Source organism: Halomarina pelagica, from assembly GCF_024228315.1.
Taxonomy (GTDB): Archaea; Halobacteriota; Halobacteria; order Halobacteriales; family Haloarculaceae; genus Halomarina; species Halomarina pelagica.
Genome location: NZ_CP100454.1, coordinates 2,384,497 through 2,401,123, shown reverse-complemented (window position 1 = coordinate 2,401,123; position 16,627 = coordinate 2,384,497). Strand labels below are relative to the sequence as shown.

Annotated in this window: 19 protein-coding genes; 5 read left to right on the top strand and 14 right to left on the bottom strand. The window is 66.7% G+C overall.

The features are described 5' to 3' along the window. Positions 1–27: 27 nt before the first annotated feature. A complete protein-coding gene (sppA, locus tag NKI68_RS12445) occupies positions 28–1,023 on the bottom strand; it encodes a signal peptide peptidase SppA (protein WP_254543420.1) in 996 nt (331 codons plus the stop codon). 74 nt (positions 1,024–1,097) lie between these two features. Continuing rightward, the gene (locus NKI68_RS12440; protein WP_254543419.1) at positions 1,098–2,441 is read right to left on the bottom strand and encodes an MFS transporter; all 1,344 of its coding nucleotides are present in this window, start codon (positions 2,439–2,441) and stop codon (positions 1,098–1,100) included. 93 nt (positions 2,442–2,534) lie between these two features. Between NKI68_RS12440 and NKI68_RS12435 the strand changes: the two genes are divergently transcribed. The 3 genes from NKI68_RS12435 (at position 2,535) to NKI68_RS12425 (ending at position 4,172) form a co-directional block, all read left to right on the top strand. Continuing rightward, positions 2,535–2,792 carry a DUF5789 family protein gene (locus NKI68_RS12435; protein WP_254543418.1) on the top strand — a complete coding sequence of 86 codons (258 nt, stop codon included), beginning with the start codon at positions 2,535–2,537 and terminating at the stop codon, positions 2,790–2,792. 196 nt (positions 2,793–2,988) lie between these two features. Further along, positions 2,989–3,309 carry a transcription factor S gene (locus NKI68_RS12430; RefSeq protein ID WP_254543417.1) on the top strand — a complete coding sequence of 107 codons (321 nt, stop codon included), beginning with the start codon at positions 2,989–2,991 and terminating at the stop codon, positions 3,307–3,309. A 248-nt stretch (positions 3,310–3,557) separates the two neighbouring features. After that, on the top strand, positions 3,558–4,172 hold the full coding sequence (locus NKI68_RS12425) for a DUF6517 family protein (protein ID WP_438267803.1): 615 nt from the start codon (positions 3,558–3,560) through the stop codon (positions 4,170–4,172). Here NKI68_RS12425 and NKI68_RS12420 read toward each other — a convergent pair. The 5 genes from NKI68_RS12420 to NKI68_RS12400 all read right to left on the bottom strand — a co-directional run bounded on the left by NKI68_RS12420 (position 4,165) and on the right by NKI68_RS12400 (position 6,470). Further along, complete coding sequence (locus NKI68_RS12420) at positions 4,165–4,509, bottom strand: hypothetical protein (protein WP_254543415.1); 345 nt, start codon at positions 4,507–4,509, stop codon at positions 4,165–4,167. The genes NKI68_RS12425 and NKI68_RS12420 overlap by 8 nt on opposite strands. 4 nt (positions 4,510–4,513) lie before the next feature. After that, positions 4,514–4,738: a hypothetical protein gene (locus NKI68_RS12415; protein WP_254543414.1), complete on the bottom strand. Its 225-nt coding sequence runs from the start codon at positions 4,736–4,738 to the stop codon at positions 4,514–4,516. 54 nt (positions 4,739–4,792) lie between these two features. Beyond that, positions 4,793–5,518: a methyltransferase domain-containing protein gene (locus NKI68_RS12410; RefSeq protein WP_254543413.1), complete on the bottom strand. Its 726-nt coding sequence runs from the start codon at positions 5,516–5,518 to the stop codon at positions 4,793–4,795. A 5-nt stretch (positions 5,519–5,523) separates the two neighbouring features. Beyond that, positions 5,524–5,934 carry a nascent polypeptide-associated complex protein gene (locus NKI68_RS12405; protein ID WP_254543412.1) on the bottom strand — a complete coding sequence of 137 codons (411 nt, stop codon included), beginning with the start codon at positions 5,932–5,934 and terminating at the stop codon, positions 5,524–5,526. A gap of 68 nt (positions 5,935–6,002) precedes the next feature. Next, the gene (locus tag NKI68_RS12400; protein ID WP_254543411.1) at positions 6,003–6,470 is read right to left on the bottom strand and encodes a PUA domain-containing protein; all 468 of its coding nucleotides are present in this window, start codon (positions 6,468–6,470) and stop codon (positions 6,003–6,005) included. 175 nt (positions 6,471–6,645) lie between these two features. On the opposite strand from NKI68_RS12400, the gene NKI68_RS12395 reads away from it, so the two are divergent. Beyond that, positions 6,646–6,828 (top strand): hypothetical protein, encoded by a 183-nt coding sequence (locus NKI68_RS12395; protein WP_254543410.1) that lies wholly within the window; start codon positions 6,646–6,648, stop codon positions 6,826–6,828. 220 nt (positions 6,829–7,048) lie between these two features. On the opposite strand, the gene NKI68_RS12390 is transcribed toward NKI68_RS12395, so the two are convergent. The 5 genes from NKI68_RS12390 to NKI68_RS12370 form a co-directional block, all read right to left on the bottom strand. Continuing rightward, complete coding sequence (locus tag NKI68_RS12390) at positions 7,049–7,240, bottom strand: DUF7333 family protein (RefSeq protein WP_254543409.1); 192 nt, start codon at positions 7,238–7,240, stop codon at positions 7,049–7,051. Positions 7,241–7,297: 57 nt separating this feature from the next. Next, complete coding sequence (locus NKI68_RS12385) at positions 7,298–8,053, bottom strand: hypothetical protein (protein WP_254543408.1); 756 nt, start codon at positions 8,051–8,053, stop codon at positions 7,298–7,300. 90 nt (positions 8,054–8,143) lie between these two features. Further along, positions 8,144–8,983, bottom strand: coding sequence for an aldo/keto reductase (locus tag NKI68_RS12380; RefSeq protein WP_368410828.1), 840 nt, complete (start codon positions 8,981–8,983; stop codon positions 8,144–8,146). A 453-nt stretch (positions 8,984–9,436) separates the two neighbouring features. Next, positions 9,437–10,807: a geranylgeranyl reductase family protein gene (locus tag NKI68_RS12375; protein WP_254543407.1), complete on the bottom strand. Its 1,371-nt coding sequence runs from the start codon at positions 10,805–10,807 to the stop codon at positions 9,437–9,439. Between the two features lie 67 nt (positions 10,808–10,874). Beyond that, a complete protein-coding gene (locus NKI68_RS12370; RefSeq protein WP_254543406.1) occupies positions 10,875–12,179 on the bottom strand; it encodes a digeranylgeranylglycerophospholipid reductase in 1,305 nt (434 codons plus the stop codon). A gap of 335 nt (positions 12,180–12,514) precedes the next feature. On the opposite strand from NKI68_RS12370, the gene NKI68_RS12365 reads away from it, so the two are divergent. Continuing rightward, positions 12,515–13,552, top strand: coding sequence for a hypothetical protein (locus NKI68_RS12365; RefSeq protein WP_254543405.1), 1,038 nt, complete (start codon positions 12,515–12,517; stop codon positions 13,550–13,552). 355 nt (positions 13,553–13,907) lie between these two features. On the opposite strand, the gene NKI68_RS12360 is transcribed toward NKI68_RS12365, so the two are convergent. Continuing rightward, positions 13,908–14,774, bottom strand: a complete 867-nt coding sequence (locus NKI68_RS12360; RefSeq protein WP_254543404.1) for a 2-oxoacid:ferredoxin oxidoreductase subunit beta — start codon at positions 14,772–14,774, stop codon at positions 13,908–13,910. Further along, positions 14,771–16,534 (bottom strand): 2-oxoacid:acceptor oxidoreductase subunit alpha, encoded by a 1,764-nt coding sequence (locus NKI68_RS12355; RefSeq protein WP_254543403.1) that lies wholly within the window; start codon positions 16,532–16,534, stop codon positions 14,771–14,773. The genes NKI68_RS12360 and NKI68_RS12355 overlap by 4 nt, the downstream gene beginning before the upstream one ends. Positions 16,535–16,627 lie beyond the last annotated feature (93 nt).

Here is a 16,627-nt window from a genome sequence, read left to right as displayed (position 1 = left end):
CCGGCATGAGCTACCGGGGTAAAAAACCTACAGCCTGACGTCCACGTCGTCGTCGAACCGGCTGGCGACGCCCGCGCCGAGGGCGTAGGCGACCGACTCCGCGCCGCGACCGAGGCGCTCTCGGAGGCTCCGCGTGGGTTCGAACGTCGTGACGCTCGCCTCGACGCCGAGGAGTTCCTCGACGCGGTCGACGGCGTCTTCGCGCGTGCCGAGGGCGTCCACGAGACCCAGCTCGTGCGCCCGCTCCCCGAGGTAGACGCGCGCCTCGGTGTCGCGGATCAGCTCCGGCGAGAGGTCCCGCCCCTCCGCGACCCGCTCGACGAAGTGCTCGTAGTAGTCGTCGATGAGCCCCTGCAGGTACTCGCGCTCGTCCTCGGTGACCTCCTTGAGCGCCGCGCCGGCGTCCTTGAACCGCCCGGCGGCGAAGCGCTCGTAGCTGAGGCCGAGTTCGTCGGCGAACTCCTTCGCGTTCACCCGCGAGCCGATGACGCCGATGGAGCCGACGACGCTCGTCTCGCGCGCCCACAGCTCGTCGCACCCGCTCGCGATCCAGTAGCCACCGCTCGCGCAGGTGTCCGTCGCGTAGGCGATCGTCGGCCCGTCGAACGCCGCCGCGGCCGCGCGGATGTCGTCGCTCGGGACGACCTCGCCGCCGGGCGTGTTGAGCTTCAGCAACAGCGCCTTCGCGTTGTCGTCGTCACCAGCGGCCTCGATCTGCTCGACGACGTCGTCCGCGGGCGTCCCCCGCACGCGGTTCGGGAACCGACCGCGACCGGAGCGCGTGATGGGTCCCTCGACCGCGACCTCCGCGACGTTGTACCCGGGGAACGCCCGCGACGCGACGCGACCCCCGACGCGCGCGCCGAGTACGCCCGCGAGGACGGCGAGCAACACGCCGAACGCGGTCCGCTCGTTCGGGAGAACGACGAAGAGGGCGAACCCGACGACGGCCGCGACGAGCGCCACCGCCAGTACCACGACCGCGCGAGCGACGGCCCGCTCACCACTGTTTGGCCTTGCCATGGCACGTACTGGATGCGGGATACGAATAAAACTACACCGCCGCCCGCCGGGGCTCGGTGACACTGCGTCGTCGTTCAGTCGTCCTGCGGAACGGCGTCGCGCCGCGCCTCACTGCCCGGCAGGGACTCCTCGACCTGAGAGTAGGTGAGCGCCAACCCGGCGAGGGCGAGCGCCCCGCCGACGACGAACGGCGTCGGGAAGCCGAACCGCACGAGGAAGCCCGACGCGAGCGGGCCGATGGCGATCCCCAGCCCGAAGGCGGTGGTGAGCACCGAGAGCGTCGTCCCGGAGCGCCCCTCGCCCGCGAGGTCGCCCGCGAGTGCCAGCGCCGGGGCGAACACCAGCGCGACGCTCACGCCCTGCAAGAGGCGAGCGGCGAGCATCAGCCCCGGCCCCGCCACCCCGTCGAGAGCGGGGATCGCCCGCTCGATGCCGGGCGCGAGCGCCGGAACGTACCCCTGGAGGGCCACCGAGGGGGCGAGCAGGGCGAACCCCGCGAGGAGGAACGGCTTGCGGCCGTAGCGGTCGCTTGCCCGCCCGATCGGGACCTGGAAGAGCACGTTGGCGATGACGACGGCGGCGAACTGGACGCTGAAGAGGAACTCCCCCTCCCCGAGCCTCGTCGTGATCGTGTCCTGAAGCGTCGCGAACAGGGCGATGGTGACCGCCATGAACAGCGTGCCCACGCCGAGGACGAACACCGGATCGAACGCCCCCCGCCCGCTCCGGTCGAACACCCGAAACGAGAGGTCGTCCGACGCCGCCGCGGCCGTCCGCTCGGGGTCCTCGATGAGCAGCGACACGAGGGCGAAGCTCACGGCGGCCCCGAGCACCGCGACCGCGAAGGCGGCGTTGAACCCGGTCAGCCCCCCGAGCGGCGTCGCGTACGGACCCCCCTCGATGACGAGTCCCGCGACGATCGGGCCGAACCCGAACCCGACGAGGCGGAACGTGTTGAACACGCCGAAGTTGCCGCCGCGCTCGGCGTCGTCCGCGGCGAACTCGTTGACGAGCGCGACCGTCGCGGGGATGGTGAACGCCGCGCCGAGGCCCTGCAGCGCCCGCGTGGCGAGGACCGCCGCGTAACCGCTCACGAACGGGTAGGCGGCGCTCGCGACCCCGAACAGCGCCAGCCCGACCAGCACGAACGCCCGGCGCTGTCCGGTCCGATCGGACAGCCGACCCGTGATCGGCTGTCCGAAGCTGTTCAGAAAGCCGAACAGCGACAGGACGAGACCGACGAGCAGTGGGAGCGTCAGTTCGATCCCCAGGACGGACCGTCCGACGAGGCCGGTGACGTCCACCTGCCCGCTCTCGATGTACAGGGGGAGGACGATGATGAGAAACGAGTTGCCGAGCGCGTCGGCCATCCGCGCGAGCGCCAGCGTCAACACGCGACGGTCGGTACCGAGAACCATCTGGTCGTCGTACGGACGCGTCCGCAATCACGGTTTCCTTCCTTCCTTACCGCCAGCGGCAACCTCATATTGTAACGATTCCTCACGGGAGGTATGGCTCGGACAGTAAAGCTCAGCAGAGTCGGGACCGTCCTCGCCGACCACGATTATCCGACCTCGCGCGATCGCGCCGTCTCGGCGTTCGACGACGTGACCCTCCTGCTCGCCGACGGCGAGGCGAACCTCGGTCGGACGCTCGACGAGATGACGAGCGACTCCTTCGCCAGCGTCGAGGAACTCGAACTCGAACTCTACTCCCACCTCCCGGTGGCGGCGGTCGGCGAACCCGGCCAGTCCGAGGGGGAGGGCTGACCGCCGAGGGGGAGGGCAGACCATCGAAGGGGAGGGCAGACCACCGAAGGGGAGGGCAGACCACCGAAGGGGAGGACAGACCACCGAGGGAGGGGACGATCGGGCGCGGGTTCGCGGTCGAACCGACCGAGGGGGACGGTGCGATCGCCCGTCGAAATTCCCTTCGCTTATACGTCCCGGCCCTGTTCAGGGGGGTATGAAGTTCTGTGACGAGTGCGGCTCGATGATGCACTCGGACGGCGAGACGTGGGAGTGTCGCTCCTGTGGCCACACGGAGGCCCGCGACCGCGCTCAGGAGGCGAAGATGACGACGACCCAGGGCCAGGAGAAGAGCGAGATCGTCGACGTCAGCGACGCCGAGGACCGCGGCCTGCCGACCACGACCGTCGTCTGCCCGAACTGCGGCAACGACACCGCCTACTGGTACATGCAGCAGATCCGCTCGGCCGACGAGTCGGAGACCCGCTTTCTCGTCTGCACCGAGTGCGAGCACAAGTGGCGCGAAGACGATCACTAACGACGACCTTTTACGACGGGACGGCGCGCTGTGCGCGCCGTCCCTGTAAAAGCTCGATCAAAAGCACTTCCTCACCCCCTCAGTCGCTGCGCTCCTTCGGGGGTTCGTCGGCCCGCTCGCTCGCACCGCTTCGCGGTGCTCGCTCGCGGTACGAAACGTAGCGTTCCCGGTTCGCTGGCGGCCCCTCCGTCGTCCGTCGCTCGCTACACCTACTGTACAAGTGATCCGTGGGCGTATCCTCGCCTATGATGCCCTCCGTCCCCGAGGAACGGCTGGAGCGCGGCGGCTGGTCGCTCGTCGAGGAGTCGACGGAGACGCTCGTCCGCCTCCCGGCGGCGCGAGTGCTGGGATACACCCGACTCTACGAGGACGCGGCGTCGCGCGAGCGGATCCACGAGGCGACCGGGATCGACCGCCAGTGGCGCTTCTTCTTCGCGACGCGGCTGACGTTCGACCCGCCGCTCCCGCCCGGCGTCGGACCGGCGATGCTCCTCCCGACGGTCGCGGCCGAGGCGCGGCGGACGTTCGCGAACGACCTCCGAGGACGGGGGTTCCGGGGGGTCGAGCGCGGGCGCACCGAACGGGTCCGCGTTCGCTCGGGAGCGCGCGCCAGATTGCAGTCGTTCCGCGCCCGACTGCCGCTCGACGCCGACGCGAGCGCACGCCCGGAGGCGGTTCCGGTGGAGGGGTGGCTCGGCGTCTGGGCGACGGACGACGGGTTCCGCGTCGCGGGCGGGGCGTACCCCACGACCCTCCCCGAACTCGGGGCGGCACTCGGCGCGGAGGGAGAAGGGGAAGCACTCGGACCGGACGCGGGCGCGTGCCGGTCGGAGCTGTTCGAACTGCTCCGAGCGGTCAGCTGAGCGCGCGAATCGGGGCCGCGAGCGCGGTGCGGAGGATTCCGCGGGCGTCGGGCTCGATCGGCGCGATGCGGGCCACCGGCCCCGGACGGGCGGCCGCGCCCATGCGGGCGACGGGCGTCCCGTCGATGCGAAACACCACGGTCACGTCGAGGTCGTGAAGCAGGCGATCGAGTCGGTCCGCGCGACGCAGCCCGGAGCGGGCGACCGCGCGGGCGGCACCGATCGACGGAAGGTCGACGAGCACCGTGTCGGTGTAGGACTCGACCGCGATGGGTTGGCCGTCGATGGTCAGCGTCAGGTCCGCGGTGACGTCGACGGGATGAACGCGTCGGGTCACCCGGTCAGTCGCGCTGCTCGCGCGTCGTGATCGTCAGCGTCCCGTCGAGTCGCCAGTGGGCGTGCTCTGCCCCCTCCCCCGCCTTGCTCGGGACGAACACGTTCATGTCCTCGAACTCGTACTCGATCTCGGCGTTCCGCCCGGTCAGGCGGTCGTACAGCGCGATGCCGAGGTCGGGCCACGTCGTGGTCTCGTCGAAGCGCTCCTCGGGGGAGTCTGCATCGCTCATGCCCGAAAGCTACGGCAGGTAGTCTCATTAAACTACCCCGGTCGCGGCGATCGATCAGATGCGGGCGAACACGAGGTAGCCGGTGTGGCCGACGCCGGCCGTCGAGGGGCGCGAGCCGCGGGCGTCGAAGTCCATCTCCCGCTGGAGCGTCTCGTAGGTCTCGATCTCGTCGAGATCGGCCTCCCGCGCGGCCTCGACGACCGCCCTCGTCCCCTCGACGAACGGGACGTATGCGGCGACGTAACCGCCCGACACGAGCAGATCCCGCGCTCGCGAGACGATCCGCGGGGCGTCCTCGGTGTCGAGCGTCAGGAGGTCGAACGTCCCGAGGTCGTCGAGGTCGTCGAGGTCGTCGACCACGTCCCCGACGCGTACCTCCACCCGATCCGGGACGCCAGCGATCTCCACGTTCGAGCGCGCCACCTCCGCGAACTCGGGGTTTCGCTCGTAGGTGACGACCGACGCGCCGGCGCGGGCGAGGTAAGCGGTCAGCACGCCCGTTCCGGTCCCGGCGTCGAGGACGCGGTCGCCCTCGCAGGCCCCGGTGTGGCCCATGACGAGGCCGATGTCGCGCGGCATCATCGGCGCGCCCGTCCGCTCGAAGTGGGCAAACAGGTCCGGCCCGCGCAGGTCGCGCACCTCGAACGCCTCGCCGAGATGGGTCTCGACCGTGTCGCCGGGCGAGACGTCCTCGGGTACCTCCAGGATACCGAGGTCGCTCTCGAGCGTCTCGCCCGGCGCGAGCAGGTACTCGCGTCCGTCGCGGACGAACAGGTACACGCTCGTTACTCCAGTCGGCTGACCGCCGCGGCGAGGTCGCCCCCCTCGGCTTCGAGGGCCGCCCGGGCCTCCTCCTCGCTCGCCCCCGTCCGCTGGGCGACGATCTGGACGTCGGCGTCGGGGATGGCTGACGCGTCGGTCGCCTCGGCGTCCGCGTCCACGTCGCCGGTGGCTTCCTCGGACCCCGCCTCCGCGGCACCCTCGGCGCGCGGGCGCGACTCGGGATCGCCCACGATCTGGTAGGTGGCCTGCCCCTGGGCGTCCATGCGCTGGACGTCGGCGTCCGTGAACACGAGGTCCTCGTCGGCCGTCCGGATGACGACCTCCTCCGCGTCGATCTCGGTGACCTCGATGCCCATCTGCTTCATCATCTGTTTCATCTTGCGCGGGTCGAGCCCGCCGCCGCCTCCGAACATACGTGGAGCCACTCGGTCTGGCGGCAAAAGCGTAGTGGACTCCCGCTCGGCGGCCGTCCGTCGGCCGCTCACTCCCCGGTTCCCGCGCCGTCCCGCACCTTCACGGCCATCCCCGTCTCGAAGTCCGCCATCCCGGCGGCGGGGAGTTCCGCCCGGCCGACCGCGAGTAGCGCTCCCGCGTGGGTGACGAGCACCTCGTCGCCGGGGCGGACGTCGGCGTCCGCGTGGCGGACGAACTTCGCGAAGGCGTTCTTCCCGTCGCGGACGAACGGGACGCTCTCCTCGCCGACCTCGACGCGCGGCCGACCGAGCGCGTCGTGGAGGCGCGCGCCGCCCGCGTACGCGAGCGTGAACCGACCGTCGGTGCCGTAGGAGACGAGGCGCGTCTCGTCGGCGGTCTGGACCTGCTGGGGACGGCCGGTCGAGGAGCGCCAGACCGCCAGCGCCTCCCCGTCGGGGAACAGCGCCGCCCCCGCCCCCGCGCCGAACTGGTAGTCCGCGATCGTCCGCAGTCGCGCCCGCTCGTCGTCGTCCATACCCCCGCTGATCCGCCCGCGGACAAAAGCACCGCGAGTCGCCGCGCACCCGTTCACGCAGCCTCGCGTCCGCTCACGCGACCCGCGCCGCGTGCTACTTTATCTCACGAGGGTCGTGAACACGTGTAGGACGGATTCGCAGGAACTTAATCCGATCGGGACCGAACCGGGTCGCATGGCAACGGATTCACGAAGACTCACCATCGGCGTCGGTCTCCTCGTCCTGTGCAGCGCGCTCGTCATCTTCGGCGGCCTGCCGGACACCCCCGTACCGGACATCGCGCTGGCGATCGCCGCGCTCGGCATGGCCGCCGGCTCCCTCCTCGTCGGCTTCTCGCAGGACGGCATCGGGGTCTAGGACCACCACCTCCTACTGCGCTCGCGCGCCAGCGACCGCGGAGCGTGTCGCTGGCGGCTCGCTGGTAAAAGCTGCATCGCGAGACGCCTCGCTCGCGGTACAGCACGGTGCGCAACCGCGGCGGGTGGATGGCAGTCGCTCCTCGGAACGCGGCCGAAAGAACTCCCACTGGCTCGGCGGGCGGTCGCGCGTCCACGCCGCCGCGCGAGCGACGCGTCGGTCAGCGGATCGCGCGGTACTCGCCGTGCTTGACGCCGAGGAACATGAACAGCAACCCGAAGACGACGAGAGCGGGGAGGACCATCATCAGGACGGTTCCGGTCTCCATCACGCCCATCGCCAGCAGGCCGAGCACGCCGACGGCGACGATGACGACGAAGATACCGATCGTCGTCTTGGCATCGAACTCCATACCGGCCCTTGGGGTGGACCCGGATTAAGCGTTGTTCGGGTTGATAAGCGTTTCCGCCTACGCGTGACTCGATCGGCGTGCGGTCGGCCGCACCGCGTCCGCGAGCGCGACGACGCTCCCGAGGAGCCACCCGACGGGAACCGCGAGCGCGAACCACATCGCGACGTAGGCGACTCCCTCGAGTTCGAACGCGTCGCGGAGGGCGACGTTCACGTTACCGACGACCAGGACGTTGTCGAGGACCCAGCGCGCGAGCGTCGCGCTCTCGGGGAAGATCACACCCGCGAGCGTCGGTGAGTACAGCGCCGCCACGACCGGCGGGAGGAACAGCGCGTTCGTGGCGGCGGGGTAGGCGAGCAGGACGGTCGTCCCCCGACCGCCGACGCGGGCGAAGACGACCGCGAGGGCGACGCTGACGACGGCGACGACGCTCGCCGCGCCCACGGCGACGAACCCCTCGGCGGAGAACCGCAGACGGGCGATCAGGGTCAATAGACCCCAGACGACGGTAGAGAGGACGACCGTGCCGGCGACCCCGAGGCGGGTGGCGGTGGTGTCGAGCCGTCGACTGACGAAGCGTGTGCCGAATCCCAACACGAGGAGGGGATACCCGGCGAGGAGCGCCAGCCCGCCCAGCAGGCTCCACGCGCGGAACAGGGCGCGCTGGACGCGTCCACTCGGTCGCCACCGACCCATCACCGAGTGCGTCCGCCGGAGTTGTGGGAAGGCGAGCGCCATCCAGAACACGTGGAGGCGAGTCACGTCCGCTCGGATGCCGCTCACGATGCCGTACCGCTGGCGCTCGACGACCATGCGCGACCGTTACACCACGAATACGTGAATGTTTCGTCTACTTACCAGTACCGGTGCCGATTCGGGAGAGGCGAACGAGCGACTGTCGCGCTACCAGCTGTCGGGTGCGAACGACGGGTGAACCTGCCGGTCCTCGCGACCGATGTCGTCGATGCGACGGACGTCCTCGTCGTCGAGTGCGAGCGCGAGCGATCCCCAGTTGTCGCGGAGGTGGTCCTCGCTCGTCGCCTTGGGGATGGCGGTGACGCCCTTCTCGCGGAGCCACGCGAGGCTGACCTGCGCCTCGCTCGCGTCGTGCTTCTCCGCGATGTCGGACAGGGTGGGATCGTCGAAGACCTTCCCGCGCGCGAGCGGCGAGTACGCGACGAGTTCGATGCCCTCGCCCTCGCAGTACTCGCGGAGTTCCTTCTGCTGGAGCAGCGGGTGGATCTCGACCTGATTCGCCAATATCGGCGCTTCGCAGGCGTCCTGCGCCGTTTCGAGGTGCTCGGGTTCGAAGTTGCTCACCCCGATGCGCTCGATGAGGCCCTCGTCCTGGAGTTCGGTGAGCGCGCCGAGCGTGTCGGCCGGGTCGTACTCCCGCGCGGGCCAGTGGACGTAGAGCAGGTCGAGCGAGTCGACGCCGAGGCGATCCACGCTCTCGCGAGTCGTCTCCAGCACGTCCTCGGACGCGAGATTGTCGATCCACAGCTTCGTCGCGAGGAAGACGTCGTCCCGCGCGACGTCCGCGCGTGCAATCCCCTCGCCGACGGCCTCCTCGTTGCCGTAGGCCTGCGCCGTGTCGACGTGGCGGTAGCCCATCTCCAGGGCCGTCGCGACGCTCTCCGCGCACTGCTCCGCGTCGTCGTTCTGCCAGGTGCCGAGGCCGAGCATCGGCATCCCGCTCGCGGCCGGCACGTCGGACGGCGTAAGCTCACGCTGTTGGACCATGTGTCGAACCAGGGGCGACGAGTCAAAAGGGGTTACGAAGGTGGATGACACGCGGTCGCACGCGGATCGTCGGGCCGACAGGGAGCGATGGCGAACAGGCGACGCGATTCGTGCCCGCGGGGAGTCGCGTCGCGCAACCGCTTCCCTCCCCGCGGCGAGGGTCAGCGCACGGGGAGTCTGGTCCCGCTCTCGGATATAAAGGTACGGGCCGGCAGAACGACGAGTTCGGGGTCGTCGAAGCTCCCTCTCCCACCGCCGTCACGATCAGTCGCACCGCGAGCGACCGAAGGGAGCGAGCGGGCCAAGGAGCCTTCGAGGGCGCGAGCACAGCGAGCGCCCGAAGAGGTGACGCTGGCTTTTGGTCCAGATTTTGCTGCGCTCGCGCGCCAGCGACCGCGAAGCGTGTCGCTGGCGCGCGAGCGCAGCAAAAGGTGGCTGTTAAAAGGTGGTGGTCTAGTACTTCGGCTCCGCGCCCACGAGGTCGTAGAAGTCGTCCATGAGCGCGTCGCGCTTGGCCCGCCAGCGGTCGAAGCCGTCGGGGGAGGCGGGGAACTCGTCGTAGATGCGCTTGAGTTCGGTCGCGGTGTCGTTGACCCGCTTGATCTGATAGAGGGTACGCCAGTGGCCGAACGACTTGACGGCGGTCTTCAGCTTCAGCGAGAGGGGCATCGACGTGGTGCCGCTGGAGCCGAGCACGTCCGCGAGCTGCTGGCCGGGGAGCTTCGTGATGATCTCCATGATCTCGTCCATGTCGACCGCGCCGCCCCAGATGTTGAACAGGTCCATCGCGGCGAAGCGCTTGCCGAAGTCGGTCTGGACCCGCCGGTTGTACTCCCACAGGGCGGCCTCGTCCGTCGCCCCCTCGGAGATCGCCTCGACGGCCTGCAGCGCGGCCCAGTGGCCCGCCTTCGCCGCGCCGGGGATCCCGCCGCCGGTGGTGGGGTTGACGTGGGCGGCGGCGTCCCCGACGGCCACGAACCCCGGCGCGACCGCCGAGTCGTAGGGCCGCCGGGTCGGGAGCGCCGCGCCCAGCTTGTCGATCACGCGGGCGTTCCGGAACTCGGGGCGGTTTCGCAGGTCGCGCTTGAGCACCTGGACGAGCTTCACCGGCGGCCTGTTCATCTGGAAGCCGAGGCCGACGTTGATCTCGGTGGGCGTCCGCGGGAAGTACCACAGGTAGCCCAGTTCCTCGGTCGGCTTGAAGACGAGCGCGTCGTGCCACTCGACGGGCTCCTCGACCTCGACGATCTCGCGGTAGGCCGAACAGAACTGCGAGTAGTTCACGTTCGTATCGAAGGTGGCGTCCGAGAGGTCGGCCTTGTCCTGGAGGAGGGAGAGCGATCCGGCGGCGTCGATCACCACCTCTCCCTCGTAGGTGAGCACCGAGCCCTTCCGGGTTGCCTTCACGCCCGAGATCGACCCGTTCTGGACGACGTCGCGGACGACCGTGTCGTAGTGGATCTCCGCGCCGGCGCGTTCGGCCTCCTCCAGGAGGACCTCGCCGTAGCGCTTACGATCGACGACGGCACCGTTCGTCGGGCCGAAGGGGACGTCGAGCGTCTCGCCGTTGTGCGGGTTCTCGAACCGCGCGCGCGTGATCCCCTCGTTCGAGAACGACTCTTCCCGCAGGTAGTCGAGGTCGATCACGTCGGGGAAGGTGCTCTTGCCCTTGACCGCGTCACCGCAGGCGATGTGCCCCGCCTCCTCGGCGCTCTTGCGCTCGAGGACGACCACGTCCAGTCCCTCGCGGGCGACCGTCGCAGCGGCGAACGCGCCCGCCGTCCCCCCACCCACGACGACCACGTCGTACGTTTCCGCAGGCATGACCGCACTTTGCGGGGCACGTTTTAAAAACAGTCGTATATCTCGTACGAGAGACGATCGCTCGCGATCAGGAGAGCGGATTCCAGCGGCGGTGCGGGTCCGTGAGCCGGTTCCGTGCTAGCTTCGCGAGATACCGGAGGTCGTCGAGTTCGAGCAGGCGAGCGATCGAGAGGAGACTCCCGCCGCTGGCGTTCGCCAGCGTTTCGGGGGCGAGTCGGTTCAGGTCGCGGATCAACCTGTCGTATCGCTCGTTCGGAGCGAGGTACAGCAACTCCGTCATGAGCAGTCGCCGGTGCATGTTCGGCGCGACGCGCTCGTGCCAGAGGTCGTCGTACACCGACATCCGGTCGGCGGAGGTGTCGGGGGTATCGAGCGTCAGGCAGTGGTCGGCGGTGATGGCCGCCGCACGGCCGGACTCCATCCCCTGGTGGATGCCCTCGCCCCAGAGCGGGTCGATGGTCGGGACGGTGTCGCCGACCGCCATGAAGCCGTCCGTGCTCAGGCGACCGGGCATCTGGATGTGCGCCGAACCGCGGAGGACGTGCGCGCCCTCGACGGGTTCGGCGTTCTCGAAGCGCGGGTCGGAGTCCATCCAGTAGTCGAGGTAGTCGTCGATGCGCATCCCGTCCCGGGCGAGTTCCTGGTGGCGCTCGTTCTGGATGTAACAGACGCCGACCTTCGCGGTGTCGCCGCCCGTGTGGAAGATCCACGAGTAACCGCCGGGCGCGATGTCGTGGTCGAGACGGAGCATCATCGCCCCGGTGAGGTCGGCGTAGTCCTCGTGGTCGAGGTCGACGCCCTCGAGCTTGTAGTCGATGCCGATGGCCTGGTTCGCGCGGTGGAGGTCGCTCACGCCGAGGGCCTTCGCGAGCGGCGCGCTCGGGCCGGTCGCGTCGACGACGACGTCGCCGTACACCTCCTCGGAGCCGGCGTACGTCACGCCGACGACCCGTCCGCCGTCGGTGATGGGCCCGGAGACGCGGGACTCGAAGCGGAACTCCGCGCCGCGGTCGCGCGCGTCCGCCACGAGCCAGCGTTTGAACGCGGCGAAGTCGAGGACCGCCCCGGGCTGGGCTCGCTCGTAGTGGCCGTTGGGCGACTCGACGACGACGCTGTCGGTGAACGTCTCCGCGAGTCGGTCGGGGACGCCGAAGGCCGTCATCATCGACGGGAACGTCCCCGCGGTCGATTTGTTGCTCTGTCGCGGGAACTCGTCCTCGGCTTCGGTCTCGAGGACGACGACGTCGTATCCGCGCGCGGCGAGGTCGCGAGCGCACTGCCCCCCGGCGGGCCCCGCCCCCGCGATGACGACGTCGAAGCGGTCTCTCTCGTCTCCGTTCGCGCTAGAAGATGTCGTCGTCTTCTTCGTCATGCGTTTCAGTTGTGCCACCGACCGTTATCAGTACCTCGTTCCGGTACGACTCGTCGAGGAGACAGTGTACCTGAAAAGCGTGTCGAGTACAGTAGCGGACCGCCTGGGAGACACACCAACGGTGCCATGGAATAAGAAGCCGTGGCTATCCGTTTCCATGTACCATGGTACTGACCAAAAGACAAGTACTGCGTGGCTCCTATCGAACAGATATTCTACTCTTTAGAGGATTGTTGGATAGAAATTGTGCGCCCTATACACCATTGAACGAATAGAAAATTGGTGCTAATAAGCAATCACGATAGTATAAGTCCTAGGTAGCCTTGATCTTCTTTATGCCTCTCTCCCCAAGTCGTATCTTTGAAGACCGAGTCAGAGAACATTTAGAATCTCGAAATTTCGATGAAATGAGAAGCAACTCTGGGGTGGATAGTTTTCGCTCTCATATCGGTCCACATTCTCGTGTATTACTTACTGACCGGGCCATCTGGATGCTTTCTTTAGATGAACTGAGAGAATTACCCAAATATCTCTGCGATCTAACGCTAAAATCTGCCATGGCTGAATTTTGGGAAGACCATGTTCAGTATTGGGCTTGGACTGGTTCTATGTCTGCATTATTGAGAATATTGTACTCTAGAAACAAATCTTACGAGCAACTGACGAGGCTTGGTACAGATATACTCCGAGACCTGAATGTTTTAATTCAGATTGCACTGACTATGAAGAGACAGGAACTTCGCGTCGTAGCTAGCGGCGGAAAGTTGGATAAATTTGATGCGAACCCAAGTTACAACGCAATCACAATTGATAGCTTTCGTCTAGTCACCCGACTCGGAACGTCTACTCTTGAGGGTCTCCTTCGTCGGAGATGCAGGCAGATGGGTGTGGACGGCGTATTGCACGATTTGTATAGTAATGGTAGTGAAGAATTTGATGTATCAGAATACGCTGGCGGCGGTAAGAGAGTCTATATAAAAGGAGCATTGAAATTATGGCACGAAGAGGAGGCTGAAGAAGCAACTGCCAGTGCGTTAGACTCTATCCGTAATTTTGACCAAGAAAAACAAGAGACGTTCCGAGCCCTATTTGACGAATATGCTGAGGAGATCGAGTCGGAGATGAATAATAAATCAGATTTCTATGAATTTATCCGCTGTCTGAGAAATCCAACAGCTCATAGCGAATTCATAACGCATTCGCTAGGCAGTGTATTTTTGAATCTCTGTTGTCTAGTCTTCTGGGATGCTTTCCCCATTGGCTTCTTTGAGGAATACCGAGAGAATACGCTAAAGATGATAAGTAACGATGTCCACCATAATGCACCATTTGGTCATCGCCCAAGCGATTTTTACCCTGTAGAGATTATGTGATGGAAGATATTACGCCTCAGTTGTTATAGATAGATAGCAAACTTGCAGTTGTTAGAGAATATTAAAAATGTCCCCTTCCCACATATAACCAATAAGAATCGTTAATGTAGATCCACATATAATTTAGTTAGGAGAAGGTGTACGATTATTATAAACTAGGCATAAGGTAGATGCGAGTTTCACTCTAAACAAGAAGTGACACATTCGTCCGCGCGAGTGAAACGAGCTCGGGTCACCGCGTTCGAGCGCGTCGCGCTCGAACTCGGCGTTTTTAGTCCAGGTTTTTGCGCCGAGCGGTTCCCGCAGCGAGGTCGAAGACCGAGCGAGGAAACCCGAGGCGTAAAAACGTGGTGGGTCAGTAGAACTCCCGCACCAGGTCCATCGCGTCCTCGGGCGCGCCGTCGGGGATCTCGGACATGTTCTCGGTCAGGCCCATGCTCTCGTTGTAGGGCACCGAGTTCTCGTCGCGGTAGATGACGCCCTGATACTCCTTGTCGGAGTCGAGGATGACCTCCTTGGCCTGGTCGTAGTCCGTCGAGTCGTAGTCCTCGTCGTCCGCGAGGTCGACCAGCGAGTCGCGGAAGTAGTCGTAGGTGTCCACGTCGTTGAACGTGACGCACGGCGAGTAGACGTTGACGAAGCCGAAGCCGGGGTGCTCGATGGCCTCCTGGACGATCTGGGCGTGTCGCTGGGCGTCCGAGGAGAACGACTGGGCGATGAACGTCCCGCCGGCGGCGAGCGCCAGCGCGAGCGGGTTGACCGGGGCCTGGTGGGTGCCGTCCGGCGAGGTCGAGGTCTCGAAGTCCTCGCGCGAGGTGGGCGAGAACTGCCCCTTCGTCAGCCCGTAGATGCGGTTGTCCATGACGACGTAGGTCATGTCCATGTTCCGGCGCACGGCGTGGACGAAGTGGCCGGCACCGATCGAGTAGCCGTCGCCGTCGCCGCCGGCGACCATCACTTCGAGGTTCGGGTTGGCCGCCTTGACGCCGATGCCGACGGGCAGGGCGCGACCGTGGACGCCGTGCAGCGCGTAGCTGTGCATGTACGTCCCGATCTTGCCCGAGCAACCGATCCCCGCGACGATGAACGTGTTGTCGGGGTCGTTGCCCGTGTTGGCGAGCGCCTTCATCATGCCGTTCATCGTCCCGAAGTCGCCACAGCCGGGACACCAGGTGGGTTGCTTGTCGGACTTGAAGTCGGTGAATCGAACTTGGGAACTCATGCAGTCACCTCCGCGCTCTCTCCGAGCACGCGTTTGACGTCCTCCGCGAGTTCGTCCGCCTTGAAGCGGACGCCGTCGTACTTGTTTATGCGCTTGACGCGGGTAAGGGCGTCGTGTTCGACGAGGTCGGCGAACTGCCCGGTGGCGTTACACTCGACGACGATGACCTCGTCCGCCGCCTCGACGGCGTCGGTCAGGTCGGGGCGGGGGAAGATGTACGGCACCGAGACGAAGCGGACCGAGACGCCGTCCTCCTCGAGGAAGCCCATCGCCTCGCGCATCGCGCCCTCGTTCGAGCCCCATGAGATGATCAGCGTGTCGGAGTCGGCGTCGCCGAACTCCCGGGGCGACCAGTCCTCGCGCTCGATGGCCGTCTCGACCTTCCGGTTTCGCTTGTCGACCTGGTCGACCCGCACGTCGGTGTCCTCCGTGCGGCGGCCGAGCGCGTCGTGTTCGAGGCCGGTCGTCATGTGCGCGCCGCCGGCGTTCCCGGGGAACGTCCGCGGGCTGATGCCGTCCTCGGTCTCGAGGTGGGGCTGGAACTGCCCGGACTCGCTGACCCACTCGTCGATCTGCCCCTCGGAAACGACGTTCCCGCGATCGATCTCGACGGCGTCCATGTCGAACTCCTCCGGCGGGAAGGTCTGCTCGGTGACCGCGAGCGCGAGATCGGCGGCGAGGAAGACCGGCGTCTGGTACTTCTCGGCGAGGTTGAAGGCCTCGACCGCCTTGTGGAAGCACTCGCTCACGGTCGTCGGGGCGAGGACGAACCGCGGGATCTCGCCGTGACCGCCGTAGAGGAGCATGTTGAGGTCGCCCTGTTCCTGCTTCGTCGGCATCCCGGTCGACGGACCGGAGCGCATCACGTCGACGATCACCAGGGGCGTCTCGGTCGTGGCGACCAGCCCGAAGGTCTCGGTCATCAGGTCGATCCCCGGACCGGAGGTGGCCGTCATCGCCCGCGCGCCGGCGCGCGCCGCGCCGAGCGCCATGTTGATCGCCGAGAGTTCGTCCTCCGCCTGGATCACGGCCCCGCCGTAGCGCTCGATGCGGCCCGTGAGGTACTCCATCACGTTCGTCGCGGGGGTGATGGGGTAGCCCGAGTAGAACCGACAGCCCGCGGCGATCGCGCCCATCCCGATGGCCTCGTCGCCGTTGAGCAGGACGTAGTCCGCGTCCGTCGTCTCCAGTTCGTAGTCGAACTCGTGGTCGTAGTTCTCGCGGACGTACTCCCGTCCGAGGCGGGCGGCCTCCTTGTTGTTCTCGACGATGGACTCGCCCTTGCCCCCGAAGCGCTTCTGGAGCGACTCGTCGAGGTTCTCGATCGGGAAGTCGGCGACCGCGCAGGCCGCGCCGAGCGCGACGACGTTGCGCATGATCGCGCCACCCGCGTCCTCGGCCAGGCTCTTGAGCGGTACGTCGAGGCCGATCATCCCCTCGGGGATCTCGAGGTCCTGCATCGTCGTCCGCTCGCCGTCGTAGATGATGACAGACCCCTCGTGGAGTTCGTCGAGGTTCTCGTCGACGGTGCGCTGGGTCAGCGCGATGAGGATGTCGAGGCGATCGACGACGCTCTCGACGCGATCGACCGACGTCCGGACCTTGTAGGCGGTGTATCCGCCGCGAATCCGGGACGCGAAGTCCTTCGAGGTGAAGACGTGTCGACCCGCTCGCGAGAGCGCCTGGGCGAAGATCTTCCCAGTAGAGTCGATACCATCGCCGGCCTCGCCGCCGATGGCCCAGTTGAGGTCTTCGGGCATGCTAGTCGTCGGTACCCCGCCACACCGCAAAAGACTTCTGAATACCGTATAGGTGTCCAGTCGACACGACCGAAACTCCCTTCGAATCGGACG

What these genes read in the sequence shown, in the direction of transcription:
- NKI68_RS12365 (WP_254543405.1), top strand. Translation starts at nt 12,515, where the DNA reads ATGCCTCTCTCCCCAAGTCGTATCTTTGAAGACCGAGTCAGAGAACAT.
- NKI68_RS12355 (WP_254543403.1), bottom strand. Translation starts at nt 16,534, where the DNA reads ATGCCCGAAGACCTCAACTGGGCCATCGGCGGCGAGGCCGGCGATGGT.
- NKI68_RS12430 (WP_254543417.1), top strand. Translation starts at nt 2,989, where the DNA reads ATGAAGTTCTGTGACGAGTGCGGCTCGATGATGCACTCGGACGGCGAG.
- NKI68_RS12375 (WP_254543407.1), bottom strand. Translation starts at nt 10,807, where the DNA reads ATGCCTGCGGAAACGTACGACGTGGTCGTCGTGGGTGGGGGGACGGCG.
- NKI68_RS12360 (WP_254543404.1), bottom strand. Translation starts at nt 14,774, where the DNA reads ATGAGTTCCCAAGTTCGATTCACCGACTTCAAGTCCGACAAGCAACCC.
- NKI68_RS12370 (WP_254543406.1), bottom strand. Translation starts at nt 12,179, where the DNA reads ATGACGAAGAAGACGACGACATCTTCTAGCGCGAACGGAGACGAGAGA.
- NKI68_RS12385 (WP_254543408.1), bottom strand. Translation starts at nt 8,053, where the DNA reads ATGGTCGTCGAGCGCCAGCGGTACGGCATCGTGAGCGGCATCCGAGCG.
- NKI68_RS12395 (WP_254543410.1), top strand. Translation starts at nt 6,646, where the DNA reads ATGGCAACGGATTCACGAAGACTCACCATCGGCGTCGGTCTCCTCGTC.
- NKI68_RS12435 (WP_254543418.1), top strand. Translation starts at nt 2,535, where the DNA reads ATGGCTCGGACAGTAAAGCTCAGCAGAGTCGGGACCGTCCTCGCCGAC.
- NKI68_RS12390 (WP_254543409.1), bottom strand. Translation starts at nt 7,240, where the DNA reads ATGGAGTTCGATGCCAAGACGACGATCGGTATCTTCGTCGTCATCGTC.
- NKI68_RS12425 (WP_438267803.1), top strand. Translation starts at nt 3,558, where the DNA reads ATGCCCTCCGTCCCCGAGGAACGGCTGGAGCGCGGCGGCTGGTCGCTC.
- NKI68_RS12440 (WP_254543419.1), bottom strand. Translation starts at nt 2,441, where the DNA reads ATGGTTCTCGGTACCGACCGTCGCGTGTTGACGCTGGCGCTCGCGCGG.
- NKI68_RS12380 (WP_368410828.1), bottom strand. Translation starts at nt 8,983, where the DNA reads ATGGTCCAACAGCGTGAGCTTACGCCGTCCGACGTGCCGGCCGCGAGC.
- NKI68_RS12400 (WP_254543411.1), bottom strand. Translation starts at nt 6,470, where the DNA reads ATGGACGACGACGAGCGGGCGCGACTGCGGACGATCGCGGACTACCAG.
- NKI68_RS12415 (WP_254543414.1), bottom strand. Translation starts at nt 4,738, where the DNA reads ATGAGCGATGCAGACTCCCCCGAGGAGCGCTTCGACGAGACCACGACG.
- sppA (WP_254543420.1), bottom strand. Translation starts at nt 1,023, where the DNA reads ATGGCAAGGCCAAACAGTGGTGAGCGGGCCGTCGCTCGCGCGGTCGTG.
- NKI68_RS12405 (WP_254543412.1), bottom strand. Translation starts at nt 5,934, where the DNA reads ATGTTCGGAGGCGGCGGCGGGCTCGACCCGCGCAAGATGAAACAGATG.